A 16,769-nucleotide genomic window follows, 5' to 3' on the forward strand; every position below is an offset into this window, starting at 1 on the left:
CAGTATCCAATTACCAAGACAAAAATAGAAACTATTGAAAACAAATTACACAATACCATTTATAGTACTTACAGTTATACTGTTGGTGCTTTTTTGTGTTAACATCAGCTTGGGTTCTATTTCTATTTCTTTTAAAACTATTGTAAGTAGTTTTTTTACGGATACTGAGTTACTTTCAAGCAAAGAATACATTATTCAAAACTACCGTTTACCAAAAGCCATTACTGCCATATTGGTAGGATCAGGTTTAGGCATTTCAGGATTATTAATGCAAACGTTATTCAGAAACCCATTGGCTGGACCTTTTGTTTTAGGTATTACCTCTGGAGCCAGTCTTGGTGTCGCTTTAGTAATATTAGGCAGTAGTATTTTTGGCGGTTTTCTTGCCACGTTTTTACTAACTAAATGGAGTTTAGTAATTGCAGCCAGTTTAGGTAGTTTTTTAGTCCTACTATTAGTTTTAATCGTATCCTCTAAAGTTAGAGACACCATGGCTATTTTAATTATAGGCTTAATGTTTGGTAGCATTACAGCAGCAATAGTCAGCGTACTATCATACTTTAGTAGTGCAGAGCAGTTACAACAATATATATTTTGGGGCTTTGGTAGTTTAGGCGATTTAGACTGGTCCGAAGTACAAGTTTTTACAGTTATTTATACTATTGGAATTATTTTTAGCGTGTTATCTATTAAAGGTTTAAACACCTTATTATTAGGAGAAAACTATGCTAAAAGCTTAGGTTTAAACATTAAACAAAGTCGTTTACTTATTATTATTGCCACTAGCCTATTAGCCGGTACAATCACTGCATTTGCTGGACCAATTGCCTTTATAGGTTTAGCAATTCCACACGTAACAAGACAAGTGTTTAACACCTCAAACCATAAAACATTATTACCGGCAGTCTTTTTATTTGGTGCTATTATTATGCTAATTTGCGACAGCATAGCACAATTACCAAACACAGATTACCTTTTACCTATTAACGCTATTACCTCTTTAATTGGTGCGCCTGTTGTTGTTTGGTTATTGGTTAGACAACGTAAAATGGTGTTTTAAAGTAATAATAAAAACAACGCAACTTTTTAATTAGAAATAAGATAGTGCCAGAACACATAAAACATACCATCCTTAAAACTGAAAACCTTACTATAGGTTATACTTCTAAAAAAGAAGACACTATAGTGGCGTCAAACATTACTATTGCTTTAAAAAAAGGCGAATTAGTGGGTTTAGTTGGTGGTAATGGTATTGGAAAATCTACACTATTAAAAACATTAACCAAAGTGCAATCACCTATTAATGGTGCTGTTTTTATTAATGAAAAACAATTAAAAACATTTTCTAACTTAGAACTTGCAAAGACTTTAAGCTTAGTATTAACGGAGCCTATTGCTGCAAAAAATTTAACTGTTTTTGAATTGGTTGCTCTAGGACGTCAACCTTACACCAATTGGGTTGGTAACTTATCTGATAAAGATTTAGAAATTATCAATAAAGCAATTGACCAAACGACAATAGCCGACTTAAAACATAAAAAATGTTTCGAGCTTAGTGATGGTCAACTTCAAAAGGTAATGATAGCGCGTGCTTTAGCACAAGACACAGATTTAATTATTCTAGACGAACCGACGTCGCATTTAGACATGTATCATAAAGCATACATACTAAAACTGCTTCAAAAATTAGCAAAAGACACCGGAAAAACCATCTTGTTTTCGTCTCACGAAATTGATCTAGCCATCCAATTATGCGACAGTATGATTGTCATGTCAGAACAGGGCATTGTAAGTGACACACCTTGTAATTTAATCGAAAAAGGAGCGTTTTCTAAGCTATTTCCGGAAGATATGATTGTTTTTGATGAAAAAACAGGCAGTTTTAGGGTTAAAAAGTAATTTCACGTCATACTGAACTTGTTTCAGTATCACACATTAATTAAGCTTTTGAAACATCCTGAATAGAACTAACTTCATCTGAATGAAAATTACATAGCAATAAACCACGTCATACTGAACTTGTTTCAATATCACACATTAATTAAGCTTTTGAAACATCTTCAATAGAACTAACTTCATCTGAATTAAAATACATAGCAACAATCCACGTCATATTGAACTTGTTTCAATATCACACATTAATTAAGGGTATGAAATATCTATTATAATTCCATATAATAAGACCATTAATTACTTTCTGAAGCTACAAGAACAAGTATTCAACTTATAAAATACTTGACTTCTCACTGAGAGACAAATTAACTATCTTTGACCAAACTACTTTTCCATTAAATGAACGACAACATTATCCTTATTCTTGCTATTTTAATTGCTGCTGCTATTGGTGGTTATTTGGGTATGCTATTCACTAAACTAAAAAGTAAAAGCGAAAAAAGCACCTTGGAAGAGCGTAACACCAACTTACAACAGCAATTGTCGGACTTAAAACAATTTTATTCCGCTGAAAGCGAAAGACAAAACGCAACATTTAACAGCCAATTACAAGATTTAAAACAAACTATTTCTAAAATTGAAATAGAACGCGAAGGCATCCGTCGTGAAAAGGATATTTTAAATGAAGATTTAGCTAGAAAAAATGCAGATTTTGAAAACTTACAGCAATTAAATCTAAAACGTGAGGAAGAAGTCGAATTACGTCAAGAACAACTACGCAAGGATTTTGAGTTATTAGCAACTAAAATTTTAGATGAAAAGAGTGAGAAATTCACACTTCAGAATAAAGAAAATATCAAAAACATTTTAAATCCACTACAGGAAAAAATACTAACCTTCGAGAAAAAAGTAGATGATACTCAAAAGGAAAGTATTAGTATGCATAGTGCTTTAAAAGAACAATTACTAGGTTTAAAAGATTTAAACCAACAAATGACTAAAGAAGCTACCAACTTGACTAGAGCCTTAAAAGGGGATAGTAAAATGCAAGGAAATTGGGGCGAATTAGTTTTAGAACGTGTCCTTGAAAAATCAGGTTTAGAAAAAGACAGAGAGTATTTTGTACAACAAAATTTTACTAGAGCAGATGGCTCTAGAGTGTTGCCAGATATTGTATTACACTTACCTGACAATAAAAAAATGATTATTGATAGTAAGGTGTCTTTAACAGATTACGAACGTTACGTTAATGCAGAAGATGACCAACGTGAGTTATATTTAAAAGCGCACATCAATTCTATTAAAAGACACGTTGACCAATTGTCTGAGAAAAAATATGAGGATTTATATGACATAGAAAGTCCTGATTTTGTATTACTATTTATCCCCATAGAACCTGCTTTTGCAGTAGCGATAAATGCAGATAATTCGATTTACAATAAAGCTTTCGAAAAAAACATAGTTATAGTCACACCTTCTACCCTATTAGCAACCTTAAGAACGGTTGATAGCATGTGGAATAACGAAAAGCAACAACAAAATGCTATCGAAATTGCAAGACAAGCTGGTGCGCTTTACGATAAGTTTGAAGGTTTAGTCAAGGACTTAACTGGCGTTGGTAAAAAGATAGACGATGCTAAAAAAGACTATTCTTCTGCCATGAATAAACTAGTAGAAGGAAAAGGAAACTTAATTACTAGTGTCGAAAAAATAAAAAAACTGGGTGCAAAAGCTAAAAAAGCATTGCCGGAATCAATAATAAAAAGAGCAGAATCTGACGATTAAAAAAACAAAAATATGATCAAATTTTTAATAAAAACACTAGTTATTATTGTGCTTATAATAGCTGGATATTTTGCCTTTATCTATTTTGCTACTTATAGCGAAGGTGTACGAGCAGGAGAATTAGTTAAGTTTAGTAGCAAAGGTGTGATGTTTAAAACCTGGGAAGGCGAAGTTAGCCAAGGCGTTTCTGAAGCGCAACTTTTTGAATTCTCTGTAGAGGACAAAGAAAAACAGGTGATTAAAGATTTAAACCGTTTGCAAGGTAAATTTGTAAAACTGACGTATTTTGAACGTTACAAAACCTTCTTTTGGTTAGGTGATACAAAATATTTTATTACTAAAGTAGAAGAAGATAAAGAACGTCGATCTAATTACTAATTATGAAAGATTATAAAAAAGCAGATGCTTCGCGTATTAGCATATCAGAATTAATGTTGCCTTCCCACAGTAATTTTAGTGGAAAAATACATGGTGGTTACATCCTAAATTTAATGGATCAAATAGCATTTGCATGTGCGTCTAAACACTCTAAAAGTTATTGTGTTACCGCTAGTGTAGACACTGTAGATTTTTTAAGTCCTATTGAAGTTGGAGAATTAGTAACCATGAAAGCCTCAGTAAACTTTGTAGGTAATACGTCTATGGTTGTTGGTATTAGGGTCATTGCAGAAAACATACAAACAGGCGTTGTTAAACACTGTAACTCCTCTTACTTTACCATGGTATCTAAGGATAAAGATGGCAAATCACAGCAAGTTCCGGGTCTTATTTTAAATGATAAAGTGGAAGTGAAACGTTTTTTAAAAGCTATCAAGCGTATGGAAACTAAAAAACAACGTCAATATGAGTTTGATCATCAAGACTTCTCTCATGTAGACTACTTGCCTATTTTAAAAGAACACAAGGTTAGAATAGACTTACCCGAAAATTTTTAAATAAAAAAGCCTTCATTTTAATGAAGGCTTTTTTATTGGGTTTACATTCTGTATTATTTACTTAAATACATTTTACGTCTTGCGTATAAATTGTAAAATTCGTCATCTTTTAAATCGTCGATAAACAAGATACTTTCTCCAGTACTTTTCATTTCTGGACCAAGTTTCTTATTTACATTATGGAACTTATTAAAAGAGAATACCGGCTGCTTGATAGCATAGCCTTCTAATTTAGGGTTAAAATCAAAGTCAGTCACTTTTTTCTCCCCTAACATTACTTTAGTTGCATAATTTACATAAGGCTCTCCATAAGCTTTAGAGATAAATGGTACCGTACGCGATGCTCTTGGATTAGCTTCAATGATATAAACAATATCCTCTTTTATTGCAAACTGGATGTTTATTAAACCAACAGTGTTTAATGCTAAAGCAATCTTTTTAGTATGGTCTTTAATTTGTTGCATTACAAACTCACCTAAGTTAAACGGTGGTAATGTTGCATTACTATCTCCAGAGTGGATTCCACAAGGTTCAATATGTTCCATTATACCAATAATGTATACATTTTCTCCATCGCAAATAGCATCTGCTTCGGCTTCTATTGCACCATCTAAATAATGATCTAAAAGTAATTGGTTACCTGGCATACGTCTTAATAAATCAACAACATGCTCTTCAAGCTCTTGTTTATTTATTACAATTTTCATTCCTTGTCCTCCAAGTACGTAAGAAGGTCTTACTAAAATTGGAAAGTCTAAAACATCTGCAATCGCAGCTGCTTCATCTGCTGTAGTAGCAATATCAAATTCTGGATAAGGAATATTGTTTTCTTTTAACATATTAGAAAACAACCCTCTATCTTCTGCTAAATCTAACGCTTCAAAGCTTGTTCCTAATATTTTAATACCGTATTTAGATAGTTTTTCTGCAAGTTTTAAAGCGGTTTGACCACCTAATTGCACAATAACACCTTCAGGTTTTTCATGTCTAATAATGTCGTAGATATGTTCCCAGAATACAGGTTCAAAATATAATTTATCCGCAGTATCAAAATCTGTAGATACTGTTTCAGGGTTACAGTTAATCATGATGGTTTCATAACCACATTCAGCAGCAGCTAAAACACCATGAACACAACAGTAATCAAACTCGATACCTTGACCAATTCTATTTGGTCCAGATCCTAGAACAATCACTTTTTTCTTATCAGAGACAATACTTTCACTATCTGCGTAACGTTTTCCGTCTGCAGTTTCTACGTCGTTTTCAAATGTAGAATAGTAATATGGAGTCTTTGCTTCAAATTCTGCAGCACAAGTATCAACTAGTTTATACACACGATTAATACCTAACGCGTCTCTTTTATTATACACTTGACTTTCTAAACAGCTCAACATATGCGCTATTTGTCTGTCTCCGTATCCTTTTTGTTTAGCTTCAAGAAGTAATTCTCTATCTATAGTATCGATAGTAAATGTTGAAATTTCTTTTTGCAATTGGTGTAATTCTTCATATTGACGTAAAAACCACATGTCAATTTTTGTGATTTCATGAATACGACTTAATGGAATTCCCATTTGAATGGCATCATAAATTACAAAGACTCTATCCCAACTTGCGTGTGTTAGTTTATCTATAATTTGATCGTAATTAGTATACCCTTTTCCGTCAGCACCTAAACCATTACGTTTAATCTCTAAAGATTGTGTTGCTTTATGCAATGCTTCTTGAAACGAACGTCCAATACCCATCACTTCTCCTACAGATTTCATTTGAAGCCCTAAAGTACGATCACTTCCTTCAAACTTATCAAAGTTCCAGCGTGGTATTTTTACAATAACGTAATCTAAAGTCGGCTCAAATAAGGCAGAAGTAGATTTTGTAATTTGATTTTGTAACTCGTCTAAATGATAACCTATTGCTAATTTAGCCGCAATTTTTGCAATTGGATACCCTGTTGCTTTACTAGCTAAAGCAGAAGATCTAGACACACGAGGGTTAATCTCGATAGCAATAATATCTTCTTTTTCGTCTGGACTTACAGCAAACTGCACATTACAACCACCTGCAAAATCACCAATATTACGCATCATATGGATAGCCATATCACGCATTTTTTGGTATGTTTTATCACTTAATGTCATTGCTGGTGCCACAGTAATCGAATCTCCTGTGTGGATACCAATAGGATCCATGTTTTCAATAGAACAGATAATTACTACATTATCATTTGAGTCTCTAAGTAACTCTAATTCATATTCTTTCCAGCCTATTAAGGCTTTATCAATCATGACTTCGTGAATTGGAGAAATCTCCAGACCACGCGTCAATAACTCGTCAAAATCTTCTTCTTTATGGACAAAAGAGGCGCCTGCACCTCCTAAAGTAAAAGAAGCTCTAATAATTAATGGAAAACCGAATTCCTGAGCAATCTCTTTACCTTTTAAATATGATGTTGCAGTTGCTTGAGGTGCCATTGGAATTCCAATATCAAGCATTAATTCTCTAAACTGCTCTCTATCTTCTGTAATATTAATAGCATCAATATTTACTCCAATAATCTCTACATCAAAGTCTTTCCAAATACCTTTCTCGTCTGCTTCAATACATAAGTTTAAAGCTGTCTGCCCACCCATTGTAGGTAACACTGCATCGATATGTGGATGCTCTTTTAATATTTTAAGAATAGACTTTGTAGTAAGAGGCAACAAGTAAACATGATCAGCCATACTAGGGTCTGTCATAATTGTTGCAGGGTTAGAATTGATTAAAATAGTTTCAATTCCGTCCTCTCTTAACGATCTTAAAGCTTGTGTACCAGAGTAATCAAATTCACACGCTTGCCCAATAACGATAGGACCTGAACCTATAATAAGAATAGATTTTAACTTAGGATTTTTTGGCATTTTTTCTTTATTTTTTTCGATTATAAAAATAGTAATTCTAGGATACAAAAAAAGGCGTTACACCTAAGTAACGCCTTTAAATTATTAACAATTGTTAATCATTATTTTTTATGTCTAGTTTCTGTAGAAACAGAAATTTTCTTTCTTCCTTTAGCACGACGACGAGCTAATACCTTTCTACCATTAGCAGAAGCCATTCTTTCTCTAAAACCATGTTTATTTCTTCTTTTTCTCTTTGATGGCTGAAACGTTCTTTTTGGCATTGTCTTATTTTTTTAAATCTGAATAGTATATGTTTTATTTAGTTTAGGGTTTCACCTAAAACTGAGCGCAAATATACAACGAGTTTTTTATTTCACAAACCTAATTTAAAAAATATTTTTAAAGATTTTTTTAGTTTCTTTGTACTCCATTAAAAAACACGCTTAAAAACGTTACAATACAAGTAACTCAAGGCTTATAAACTTATACATAATGTACAACAAAGTAATCAAATTAATTATAGCAATCGCAATTTTTGGTTTTGCAATCTATCAATTTATTGAAGGAAACATAGGTAACGGGATAATGTACATCTTATTATCTTTAATATTTGTCTTCTTATATTTTAAAAATGAATTTATTTTACTTGCCTTTTTAAAACTTAGAAAGCAAGATTTTCCAGGAGCTAAAAGGTGGTTAGATAAAATTAAAAATCCAGATACTGCCTTAGTAAAGAAACAACAAGGGTATTATAACTTTTTAAATGGTGTTATGGTCTCTCAAGATAATATGTCGGAAGCGGAGCGTTATTTTAAGAAAGCGGAACAATTAGGATTATCTATGGACCATGACATGGCTATGGTAAAATTAAATTTAGCTGGTGTTGCTTTATCTAAAAGAAGAAAACAAGAAGCGACAACCTTATTAGCCGAAGCACAAAAACTAGACAAACAAGGCATGTTAACTGATCAAATTAAAATGATGAAAGATAACATGAAACGTGCTCAAGCGCCAAAACAACATTTTGGTCAAGGCGGTTCTGTGCGTTCTCAAAAAAGACGTAGTAGATAATTAATATTATTTATCTAATAAAAAAAAGTCCAACTAATCTAGATTTAGATTAGTTGGACTTTTTCTTTTACAGCATAGTTTACTTATAGTAATGGCGCCCAAAGCCTGCAATAGGCTTCTTGTATTCTTTCAAAATTAGAGCGCTCTTCCCACGCTTGATAATCGACCACAATAGCATCTTCTAAATCTTGCATAAAAATAGCTTTGGCTTCTTTTGCTTTATCCTTACTATAAATCAAAGCATTGATTTCAAAGTTAATATTAAAGCTTCTGTAGTCCATATTACAGGTTCCTATAGTGGTAAAAACATCATCTACAACCATTGTTTTGGCATGTATAAATCCTTTTTCATATCTGTATACTTTGATATTAGCTTTTAATAACTGCTCTAAATAAGAGTTTGTTGCATGCTTAGCTGTCCAAGAATCCGATTGATCGGGAATTAATAAACGCACGTCTACTCCACTTTTGGATGCTACTTGCATGGCTGTTATGATTTGATCATTTGGTATAAAATATGGCGTTGTGATATACACATAGTGTTCTGCAGTAACAATAGCAAAGAAGATAGCCTCCATTATATTTGCCCAATCCGTATCAGGACCACTAGCTGCTATTTGCACAGGTTGCACATCCTTAACTTTATTTTGAGGAAAAAAAGAACGGTTTAACTCCAATGTGGTCTCTGATACAAAATTCCAATTGGTCAAAAATTGAGTTTGTAATGTAAAAACCGCCTCGCCTATTATTTTTAAGTGTGTATCTCTCCAATAACTTTTGCTTTCTGGATAGTTAACATAAGTATCGGATACGTTAATACCACCAACATAGCCAATTTCGCCATCAATAATTACAATTTTCCTGTGGTTTCTGTAATTCATCTTACCAGTAAATCTTGGAAATAACACTGGCATAAACGCGTAAAACTCGATGTTAGCTTCTATTAGCTTTCTTTTCATTTTAGATGAAATCTTACTTCCTACATCATCAAAACTAAGCCTAACCTTAACCCCTTCCTTTGCTTTTTTACATAACAGCTCTAAAAATTGGGTACCAATCCTATCGTCTTTTAAAATGTAATATTCTATATGAATGTGTTGTTGCGCACTTTCGATATCTTTAAATAAAGATTGAAACTTGTTTTCTCCATTAATGATAATTTCGACATTATTATATTTAGTTAATGGCGATTTATCATTTCTCTGAAGCAAATGTATTAAACGGATTTGATCTTCTTCGATATTAGCTTCATAACTAGATAGCGTCTCAGGATCAATCTTTAAATCCTTATTTATGGACTTAATAAGCTTGTTATTTAAAACATCTTTACGATTAAAAATTTTATTTTTTCTGTACTCTTGACCAAAAAAATAATATACAATCAGCCCAAAAAAAGGAAACACTAACAATACAATAATGTACGTTAGTGTTTTTGTTGGGTTTATTGACTTAAACAATATAGTAGTTACAGCTATAATCACTAATATATAGTTGATTACAATTGCAATTGTCCACCAATATTGACTAAAAAAGTCTAACATCTACGGTGTTGTTTGATAATAACCTTCTCTTGGAATATCAATAAAATATTCTTTTCTAGAGCTATTATTTAAATGTGGCTCTCTTAACCAAGGGTTATGTAATTTTAATATTTTGTAGTTAATTCCAAATTGCTTAGCAAAACCTGCAAAATCAGTTACCGCCGTGTCTACAGCTACCTGATACGTTGGAACAGTTGTATATAAATCTTTATCTCTAAAGTTAAAGCCATACTTATCTGGGTTAGATAAAATTTCTTTTAAAGCTATAATTCTAAACACGTAACGTCCCGTTTCTTCACCTAATAACAAATCATAATAACTAGTAACGTCTTGTGCTTTTAAACGCTTAGAAATACCATAATTACCTGCATTATATGCGGCTGCTGCCGAAGTCCAAGATCCTAAACTCTTTTTAGCCTTTAATAAATAATCACAAGCTACTTCTGTTGCTTTTTCAAGATTGTAACGCTCATCCACATTATCATTAACTTCTAGACCGTGCTCGCGTCCAGTAGCTTTCATTATTTGCCAGAATCCACTAGCTCCTGCTGGAGACCGTGCATCTGTTAATCCACTTTCAATAACAGCTAAGTATTTAAAATCATCAGGAATACCATGTTTAGCTAAAATTGGTTCTATAATTGGAAAATATTTTTTGGCACGTTTAAACATTAATAATCCATTAGATTGCCAATAGGTATTAACCAAAAGCTCCTTATCCATACGCTCATAAATATCCGGGTTTGATAATGGTACAGCCTCTCCTGCAAAATCTAAATAACTAGGCATTTGTATAGCATAAACATTGTAATCGTTTATGATTTGTTTCTCAAAATTTTCATCAGTTGGCGCATTTTGGTAGGCATTAATAAACAACATCCCTAATGCTGCTAACCCAACTATAGCTAAACTTTTTTGTACTATCTTCATCTTCTTATCTTTTTCTTTAAATTTAAAAAATTTTATTCAAATCGCTCTGTTTTTAAGCGATTAGTTTTGGTAGGTTTTCATTAAACCACTTATACTTATTTATTATCATAATATGCGTGCCACCCTTTATAGTAATGCAATCTCCTAGATTTGCAAACGGAAACACCATATCGTTATCTCCATGGATATGCAAAACGGATTCCATTGGTTGATCTTGCTCCCAACACACTACTTGCTCTATCGCCCAATCTAAATACACTTTATCACTAACAGACAGGTACTTTTTATATAACTCTATACGTTTAGTAATAGTATTACCAAAAGCATATTTTGCTAACAAATCTATACTACTTACCAATTGTGTTGGCAGTATTTTATAGGCTTTAGTTGCTTTTAACAACTTCATACGTTTAGGCAACTCATGTTTTGTCTTTACACTAGAGACTATTATTAGTTTTTTAACTGCAATATGCTTACTCATTTCCTGAACTAAAATACCACCAAAAGAAACCCCTAGCAATACAGGATTGTCATGATTTATATCTTCGCACATCCGTTTTGCGTAGCTTGAAATCGATTCGTTTTTATTTGGCAACTTCCATTCTAGCCAATAAATTTTGTATTGATCTTCCGGTAATTTTATGTGCTCAAAAATGGTTGGATTGGCTGCCATTCCGGGCATTAGATAGACCGGTATTACTTGCTGATTCATAAGGTTTTAACACTAACAAAGCCTGTTGCTATTAGATTTATTCGTACATTTGCACCGTAAAGCTATAAAATAGTTTGGTACTATTTTTGAAACTCTCCGAATAATTAATAAAACTTTATAGATATGATTGATGCAGCTGAGTTAGTTGACAATGATTTTTTACGTCAATTTGAACTTAAAATTGATGATCATTTTGCTAAAATTGAATACTCTTTACAAGAACGAAAGATTTTTTTAACAAAACTGATTCTTCCAGAAGAGCTTGACAACGAGGAGTTTGTCGCAGAATTTTTAACTACTGTTTTTGACAATATAGAAGAACGCAACCTGAGTGTTGTACCTACAAGTCCAGAAATAGCAAAGTTTATAAGACGTAATAGAAGATATAAAAAATTACTACCCGTAGGTCTTAGGATTTAAGACATTTAAAATCAAAATCAAAAAACCGAAGCTATTAGCTTCGGTTTTTTTATGCTGAATGTACTTCAACAAAATCAAATCTAACCAATCCGTCATCATCAATTTTGGTAAGTTCTATATCATGTAATGTGTTTACTAACTCTGGATTCCAAGGTGATTTTACCTTAACATAATTGTCTGTAAAACCATGTATATAACCGGCTTTGTTTTCTGATTCAAATAACACTTTTCTTGTTGCTCCAATCTGACTTTCATAAAAAGCACGACGTTTTTTAGCACTTAATCCACGAAGCATTTTACTACGTTTTGTTCTAATATTTTTAGGCACTACATTATCCAATTCGGCAGCGACCGTATTTGCTCTTTCAGAATATGTAAAAACATGTAAATAAGAGATATCTAATTCATTTAAAAAATTATACGTCTCTAAAAAATGCTCTTCTGTTTCGCCAGGAAAACCAACAATAACATCAACACCAATACAGGCGTGTGGCATAACTTCTTTTATTTTAATAACACGATCAACATACAACTCGCGCATGTAACGACGTCGCATTGCTTTTAAAATAACATTGCTTCCACTTTGTAGCGGTATATGAAAATGAGGGACAAATGCTCTAGATTTACTAACAACATCTATGGTTTCATTTTTTAGTAAATTTGGTTCGATAGAAGAAATACGAAGACGTTCAATTCCTTCAACTTGATCTAGCGCTTCAACCAATTCTAAAAATGTATGTTCGTGCTTTTTATTTCCAAACTCACCTTTACCGTAGTCACCTATATTTACACCTGTTAAAACAATTTCTTTAATCCCTTTTGAAGAAATCTCTTTTGCGTTGCTAATTACATTTTGCAACTCATCACTTCTTGAAATCCCTCTAGCCAATGGTATTGTGCAATAGGTGCATTTATAATCACACCCATCTTGCACTTTTAAAAAGGCTCTGGTACGGTCTCCTATAGAATAACTTCCAACGTAAAAATCAGCGTCTTCAATCTCGCAAGAGTGAATTTCTCCTAAATCGTTTTTAGTTAAATCGTTTAGGTAATCTGTAATCTTAAACTTTTCAGTAGCTCCTAAAACTAAATCCACACCATTAACATCCGCCAATTCTTGCGGTTTTAACTGCGCATAACACCCTACAGCGACAACAAATGCCTCTGGATTAGATTTTTGTGCTTGTTTTACTACTGTTTTAAAACGCTTGTCAGCATTTTCTGTGACAGAACAAGTATTTATTACATAAATATCTGCTGGATCGTTAAAATCAACACGGTCAAAACCTTCGTCCTTAAACGATCGTGCAATAGTAGAGGTTTCAGAAAAATTAAGTTTACAACCTAAAGTATAAAAGCCGACTTTCTTTTTAGTATTCAATTTAAAATAGTCTTTAATGCTAAGTAAGAATGTTTATATTTACCTAGTGTAATTACAAATTTGTGATTGCAAAATTACGTATTTTTTTTAAGCCAAAAACGTGTTTGGAAGCTTAAATAATGATTAACTAGTTGATGACTCTTTTTAACAGCAAACCCATTACATACTTTAGTCTACTTGCTTTTACATTATTAGCAACATCTTGTTTTAATAAAAAGCAAACTACTAAAGATCATCTTGTATTTAGATATAACGAACACAAAAACATTGGCTCTCTTGATCCTGCTTTTGCTAAAGACAATGCAGATATCTGGGCGGTAAACCAACTGTTTAATGGTTTAGTCCAAATGGATGATAGTTTGCTTGTAAAGCCAAGTATAGCAAAGCATTGGACTATTTCTGACAACGCCTTAAATTACACCTTTACTTTAAGAAACGATGTTTACTTCCACAAGCATAAACTATTTAAAAAAGACTCGACCAGACTAGTTACAGCACATGATTTTGAGTACAGTTTTAATCGTATTTTAGATCCTAAAATAGCCTCTTCGGGACGTTGGATTTTTAACAAAGTAGCTGGTTTTAAAGCCGTAAATGACTCCGTATTTAATATCACACTAAAACAACCCTTCCCCGCATTTTTAGGCTTACTAACCATGAAATACTGTAGTGTTGTCCCAAAAGAAATAACAACATATTATGGGACTGATTTTAGAGCAAATCCAATTGGTACCGGCCCTTTTAAATTTAAAAGATGGGAAGAAAACGTCAAATTGGTATTCAGAAAAAATAATAATTATTTTGAAACAAATAAAAGCGGTGAGAGCCTGCCCTATCTAGAAGCAGTAGCCATCACTTTTTTGCCAGATAAGCAAAGTGAGTTTATGCAATTTATCCAAGGTAATTTAGATTTTTTAAATAGTTTGGATGCGTCTTACCAAGATGAAATTTTAACCACCAAGGGACTATTAAGAGCAAAATATCAAACTACTATCGATTTAATACGAAGTCCCTATTTAAACACAGAATATTTGGCGTTTTATATGGATTCTGATTTAGATGAAATTCAATCTAAAAATATCCGTGAAGCCCTAAACTACGGGTTTGACAGACAAAAAATGATGACTTACCTGCGTAATGGTATTGGTATTCCAGCAACCGGAGGTTTTATACCAAAAGGATTACCTGGCTATAATGCAACTATTGGTTATACCTATCAACCAGAGAAAGCAAAAAAACTAATTAAAGATTACAAAGAGAACACAAATAAAACACCTAAGATTACTATTACAACAACCAGTAATTACCTTAATTTTTGCGAATACATACAACGTGAGTTAACAAAAATAGGATTAACTGTGGCTGTAGATGTCTTACCTGCTTCTACTTTAAAAGAAGGAAAAGCAAATGGGAAATTAGATGTATTTAGAGCCAGTTGGGTGGCAGACTACCCTGATGCACAAAATTATCTATCGTTATTTTATTCTGAAAACTTTGCGCCAAACGGTCCTAACTACACCCATTTTTCAAACGCTACTTTTGACGCATGGTACAAGCAAGCCTTTACGGAAACAAATGAAGTCGAAAGAATAAAGCTGTACACCAAAATGGACAGTTTAGTGCTTAAAAACACACCCATTGTACCATTGTACTATGATGAAGTTATTAGGTTTTCTCAAAAAAACGTGACTGGTTTAGGGAGTAATCCTACCAATTTATTAGAACTAAAATACGTAGATAAAACACATTAAAAAGATGCTGTTTTAGTAGATAAATCTTTATGTTTAATCTCCTTCTCTTCCACTAATCCTAGAATTATTAAATACTGAAACAACGCGTAAAACAGCATAACCAGTATTTGATGATAGGGTAACTCTGAATCGTAAAACGACTGTAAAACAGCGGTTGAATCTGATCCCGCACCAATTATGACTGCTATCATAATAAGATAAAAGCTTTTTCTGTTAACCGAATCCTTTCTTAAAAAAGCAAACAAACCCAATAACATAGATGCAAAAATGTAGATGATTATTGGTATAAAAAAGTCTTTCAGGTTATCGTAAACAAACAATACAATTACAACTATATAAATAAAAATAACAACAAAAAAGGGCATTAAACTGGACATTTCAAAGTCCTTTTGATGCGAAAATCGGATGGTGTAAAACAACTTACCGATTATAAAAAGTGACATACCCGCTATGTACAAAATAGGGTTTTCATATAATAACAAGACTAAATCTCCTATCCAGAAAAACAGAAAACCAATGTAGAAAAACTTGTCTTTGACATGCTTTTCTTTTTTATTAACCATAAAAAAGTAAAGTAAAATAGACAACAAAGCGGTTTTTGTTAAAAATCTAGCAGGCAATGGGTCAGCACTAAATTTAACACAGATATCCACAGCTAAAACAAAAAAAAACAAAGCTGAGACGTAAATTTTATTTTTAAAAAATGAAATCATTATAAGTAGGTAATAATTTAAACTATTTCAATTTTAAGAGCATTACAATATAGTGCTATTTCCAACCTTAAGTATCTTATTTTCAAACATTAATCCTAAAACAATAAGATATTGGGCTGCACCGTAACAAAACATGACTATAAAATCTTGAAATAACACATCACCATAAAACATTTTTATTACCATTGTAGTTTCAGAAATAATAAAAAAACCAACTCCACAAAGCACTAAATAGTAACTTTTGCGGTTTACAACACCTTTTCTAATATATGCAAAAAGAGTCATTAGTAAAGTAATAAAAAAGTACAACGTTATTGGTATAAAATATAGTTTTAGATTTGGGAAAATAAAATTATACACTATCGCAACGTATAAAAAACAAACTATAAAAAATGGAATCAAGCGATTTATACTAAAATCCTCTTTATGCATAAACTTTAGCGTATAACATATTTTACCCGCCACAAACAGTAATAAACTAACATAAAATTTAACCATATTTAAATGGTCAATAATTATAATATCGCCAATAAAAAAAACAAATAAACCATAAATTAAAAGATTGTTTTTAAGATCCTTACGCTTGTAAAAACATGCTACTGTAAACGTAACTAAACTACCTATTGTTAAAAACTTACTAATATATCTATAAGGAATAGTGTCTAAGTTTAACTTAGTATAAATATCTAAACTAAGTAAACAAAAAAATAAAATAGAAAAATAAATTAGCTGTTTAGTCATAGCGTATA

The 16,769-nt window shown here is 32.2% G+C and carries 16 protein-coding genes; 8 read left to right on the forward strand and 8 right to left on the reverse strand.

Going from position 1 to position 16,769, the window contains the following annotated elements:
* Nucleotides 1-34: 34 nt before the first annotated feature.
* The 5 genes from BMZ09_RS08810 (at nt 35) to BMZ09_RS08830 (ending at nt 4,613) form a co-directional block, all read left to right on the forward strand.
* Nucleotides 35-1,060, forward strand: a complete 1,026-nt coding sequence (locus BMZ09_RS08810; RefSeq protein ID WP_090839614.1) for a FecCD family ABC transporter permease — start codon at nt 35-37, stop codon at nt 1,058-1,060.
* A gap of 44 nt (nt 1,061-1,104) precedes the next feature.
* Nucleotides 1,105-1,899, forward strand: coding sequence for an ABC transporter ATP-binding protein (locus BMZ09_RS08815; protein ID WP_090839616.1), 795 nt, complete (start codon nt 1,105-1,107; stop codon nt 1,897-1,899).
* Between the two features lie 393 nt (nt 1,900-2,292).
* A complete protein-coding gene (rmuC, locus tag BMZ09_RS08820) occupies nt 2,293-3,678 on the forward strand; it encodes a DNA recombination protein RmuC (RefSeq protein WP_090839618.1) in 1,386 nt (461 codons plus the stop codon).
* A 12-nt stretch (nt 3,679-3,690) separates the two neighbouring features.
* Nucleotides 3,691-4,056: a 6-phosphogluconate dehydrogenase gene (locus BMZ09_RS08825; RefSeq protein ID WP_090839621.1), complete on the forward strand. Its 366-nt coding sequence runs from the start codon at nt 3,691-3,693 to the stop codon at nt 4,054-4,056.
* A 2-nt stretch (nt 4,057-4,058) separates the two neighbouring features.
* Nucleotides 4,059-4,613: an acyl-CoA thioesterase gene (locus BMZ09_RS08830; protein ID WP_090839623.1), complete on the forward strand. Its 555-nt coding sequence runs from the start codon at nt 4,059-4,061 to the stop codon at nt 4,611-4,613.
* Nucleotides 4,614-4,666: 53 nt separating this feature from the next.
* On the opposite strand, the gene carB is transcribed toward BMZ09_RS08830, so the two are convergent.
* Together carB and rpmH are read right to left on the reverse strand one after the other, a co-directional pair.
* Nucleotides 4,667-7,519 (reverse strand): carbamoyl-phosphate synthase large subunit, encoded by a 2,853-nt coding sequence (gene carB, locus BMZ09_RS08835; RefSeq protein ID WP_090840116.1) that lies wholly within the window; start codon nt 7,517-7,519, stop codon nt 4,667-4,669.
* Nucleotides 7,520-7,620: 101 nt separating this feature from the next.
* Nucleotides 7,621-7,782: a 50S ribosomal protein L34 gene (gene rpmH, locus BMZ09_RS08840; RefSeq protein WP_090839625.1), complete on the reverse strand. Its 162-nt coding sequence runs from the start codon at nt 7,780-7,782 to the stop codon at nt 7,621-7,623.
* Between the two features lie 211 nt (nt 7,783-7,993).
* Here rpmH and BMZ09_RS08845 point away from each other — a divergent pair, with 211 nt between their 5' ends.
* The gene (locus BMZ09_RS08845) at nt 7,994-8,572 is read left to right on the forward strand and encodes a tetratricopeptide repeat protein (protein WP_090839627.1); all 579 of its coding nucleotides are present in this window, start codon (nt 7,994-7,996) and stop codon (nt 8,570-8,572) included.
* An 83-nt stretch (nt 8,573-8,655) separates the two neighbouring features.
* On the opposite strand, the gene cls is transcribed toward BMZ09_RS08845, so the two are convergent.
* The 3 genes from cls to BMZ09_RS08860 are packed head-to-tail and all read right to left on the reverse strand — an operon-like array spanning nt 8,656 to nt 11,755.
* Nucleotides 8,656-10,113 carry a cardiolipin synthase gene (cls, locus tag BMZ09_RS08850; RefSeq protein WP_090839629.1) on the reverse strand — a complete coding sequence of 486 codons (1,458 nt, stop codon included), beginning with the start codon at nt 10,111-10,113 and terminating at the stop codon, nt 8,656-8,658.
* A complete protein-coding gene (locus BMZ09_RS08855) occupies nt 10,114-11,043 on the reverse strand; it encodes a lytic transglycosylase domain-containing protein (RefSeq protein WP_090839631.1) in 930 nt (309 codons plus the stop codon). It abuts the gene before it with no gap.
* 52 nt (nt 11,044-11,095) lie between these two features.
* Nucleotides 11,096-11,755 (reverse strand): alpha/beta hydrolase family protein, encoded by a 660-nt coding sequence (locus tag BMZ09_RS08860; protein ID WP_090839634.1) that lies wholly within the window; start codon nt 11,753-11,755, stop codon nt 11,096-11,098.
* A gap of 123 nt (nt 11,756-11,878) precedes the next feature.
* Here BMZ09_RS08860 and BMZ09_RS08865 point away from each other — a divergent pair, with 123 nt between their 5' ends.
* Nucleotides 11,879-12,175: an N-acetyltransferase gene (locus BMZ09_RS08865; protein ID WP_177183523.1), complete on the forward strand. Its 297-nt coding sequence runs from the start codon at nt 11,879-11,881 to the stop codon at nt 12,173-12,175.
* A 49-nt stretch (nt 12,176-12,224) separates the two neighbouring features.
* Here the strand turns inward: BMZ09_RS08865 and mtaB are convergent, their stop codons facing one another.
* Entirely contained in the window at nt 12,225-13,556 is a 1,332-nt protein-coding gene (mtaB, locus tag BMZ09_RS08870) for a tRNA (N(6)-L-threonylcarbamoyladenosine(37)-C(2))-methylthiotransferase MtaB (protein WP_090839636.1), read from the reverse strand.
* 134 nt (nt 13,557-13,690) lie between these two features.
* Here mtaB and BMZ09_RS08875 point away from each other — a divergent pair, with 134 nt between their 5' ends.
* Complete coding sequence (locus tag BMZ09_RS08875; protein WP_090839638.1) at nt 13,691-15,307, forward strand: ABC transporter substrate-binding protein; 1,617 nt, start codon at nt 13,691-13,693, stop codon at nt 15,305-15,307.
* Here the strand turns inward: BMZ09_RS08875 and BMZ09_RS08880 are convergent.
* Together BMZ09_RS08880 and BMZ09_RS08885 are read right to left on the reverse strand one after the other, a co-directional pair.
* Nucleotides 15,304-16,020: a lysoplasmalogenase family protein gene (locus BMZ09_RS08880; RefSeq protein ID WP_090839640.1), complete on the reverse strand. Its 717-nt coding sequence runs from the start codon at nt 16,018-16,020 to the stop codon at nt 15,304-15,306. The genes BMZ09_RS08875 and BMZ09_RS08880 overlap by 4 nt on opposite strands.
* 42 nt (nt 16,021-16,062) lie before the next feature.
* Nucleotides 16,063-16,761 (reverse strand): lysoplasmalogenase family protein, encoded by a 699-nt coding sequence (locus tag BMZ09_RS08885; protein ID WP_090839642.1) that lies wholly within the window; start codon nt 16,759-16,761, stop codon nt 16,063-16,065.
* Nucleotides 16,762-16,769 lie beyond the last annotated feature (8 nt).

The sequence above is a fragment of the Olleya namhaensis genome, assembly GCF_900114005.1.
GTDB classification, from domain to species: Bacteria; Bacteroidota; Bacteroidia; order Flavobacteriales; family Flavobacteriaceae; genus Olleya; species Olleya namhaensis.